Here is a 1,991-nt window from a genome sequence, read left to right on the forward strand (position 1 = left end):
TATCTTTCTTCATGGCGTTGCTCTCCTCAGTGGAATCGGCACCCCGAGCCTAACGGCTCAAGGCGGGCAACGCCGCCCACTTCAGAGTTTCAACAGAGACCGGGACATTCCCTTGATCCATGTCAGTTCGCCCGGAATTGCGATGGCGTATGCTTGCGAATGTCGGTGGCCGTGGACCACTACCCGAGCAGATAGGAATGCAATGAACCGGATCGTATATATCGTAGGCTTCGTAGTCATCGTCTTGGTCATCCTGGGCTTTTTTGGCCTGCGCTGAGCGTAGAGCCGCAGCGAAGCAGCCCCGACTGATTGACTTGCGGATGAATTCACGAGTCCGATTCCCATCGAGGTTACAGGTGCTTCATCCTTCACCTATCGGCCAAATAGAGAGATATTCCCCATGAGTACAATTCTGATTATCATTGTCCTTCTGTTGTTGTTCGGCGGCGGCGGCGGTTACTACGGTTACAACCGCTATGGCACGCGTGGTCTCGGTGGAGTCCTCGGCTTGGTGATAGTCGCCCTGATCGTCCTCTGGTTACTGGGTGTGCTCGCTTAATTTGCCCACAGCCGGGGTTGGGTTGGACTTGGCACTTACGAGGCTGGTCCGTCCAAAACTTTGCGACGACCCCTTTGAAAATTTCATCCTCAATTCGCCGGTCCGTCTTGCGAACGGCGAATGTGGGTTTGTAGATGTCGCGCCCGCGAGGCAGGCCATTGCTGCTGCGGGCCCGAGCCCCATGGCACGACCGAGCCTTCCAGGAAACCGTCAGGTCGCGGAACCTAATCTTCGCCAAGGACGAAAAGGGATGGCTGACACCGGTCGTTGCCCGGCGGAGCGCATAGGGCTGCCAAGCGCCATCAGAAAGTTGTAATGCCAGTCCAATCAATTTCCTTATCAAGCGAGGGACTGCATGTGCTGGAGCGGTGAAGCGTCGGCAGTACTGGCAGTTGTAGGTATAACCACCACCGCTTACGCAGCTTACAAAAAAGAACCGGCGCCGTTGTGGATGGCCCTCGGCTATTTCTCGTCAATGGAGCTTTTGCAGGCCTTCACATACTCGGTAATTGATCAATGCTCGCTGCCCTCCAATCAAATTGCCACTATCTTGGGTTATTTGCATATCACGTTCCAGCCATTCTTCATAAATATGCTGTCCATGTACTTTATACCAAGACATGTCCGTAACAAAATTCAATGGCCCGTTTATGCAATCTGTTTTATTTCGGCAATCATCATGCTTCTGCAGCTTTATCCGTTCGAATGGGCAGGTTCATGTCCGCTAGGGCGTGGACTGTGTGCCGATCGGCTTTGCTCGGTATCCGGAGAATGGCATATCGCTTGGGATGTGCCGACAAACGGGATGCTGAACTTCATCACAGTCGATTCATGGGCATCTTTTCTGAGCCTGTATCCCACCTATTTCTTTGCCGGAATCTTGTTGCCATTCCTTTACGGATCTTGGCGGTTTACTGTGTACCACTTCCTGGTTGGCCCACGATTGGCCATGTTGCTGACTAGCAACCCTAATGAAGCGGCCGCAATCTGGTGCCTGTTATCTATAGGAATTCTGCTTCTTGTCGTTAAGACCCCGATAAGACAGTTCATGTTTGTGAAGTCTTGGTGGCTGTGGCCAAAACAGACCGTCCGAAAGCGAAGCGACGTATGATCCGGTCTTCGATGCCGGGAAGGGCAAAGGCTGAACGACCGCGCTCAACAGGCGCTCGGCGCCAAGGGAAAACGCCTCAAAATTATTAACGCGCGGACTAACCTGCGTCTGCGCGCGCGGACTGGGAAACCAGCAAGGTGCAACATGATCATCGGGACACTTCGCGTGTGCTTCTGAGGAAACTCACCTGACGCGGGCGAAAAATGTCTCTTATACCAACGGGCGCTGATCAAGACCCATGCGCCCAATCTCGCATTCCGATGGACGTGATTTTCCAGGGCTGATCGACGAGCTTGTTCCAAGCTGCGCAGCAGTGGGCGA

General features: G+C 53.5%; 2 protein-coding genes and 1 pseudogene. All 3 read left to right on the forward strand.

Translation table 11 applies throughout. The features are described 5' to 3' along the window. Positions 1-277: pseudogene (locus VQ045_RS21565) on the forward strand (hypothetical protein); the annotation flags it as partial. A 123-nt stretch (positions 278-400) separates the two neighbouring features. Further along, on the forward strand, positions 401-559 hold the full coding sequence (locus tag VQ045_RS21570; RefSeq protein ID WP_331831584.1) for a DUF3309 family protein: 159 nt from the start codon (positions 401-403) through the stop codon (positions 557-559). 355 nt (positions 560-914) lie between these two features. Further along, the gene (locus VQ045_RS21575) at positions 915-1,670 is read left to right on the forward strand and encodes a DUF5765 domain-containing protein (RefSeq protein ID WP_331831585.1); all 756 of its coding nucleotides are present in this window, start codon (positions 915-917) and stop codon (positions 1,668-1,670) included. Positions 1,671-1,991 lie beyond the last annotated feature (321 nt).

The sequence above is a fragment of the Aurantimonas sp. E1-2-R+4 genome (assembly GCF_036549515.1).
GTDB lineage: Bacteria > Pseudomonadota > Alphaproteobacteria > Rhizobiales > Rhizobiaceae > Aurantimonas > Aurantimonas coralicida_A.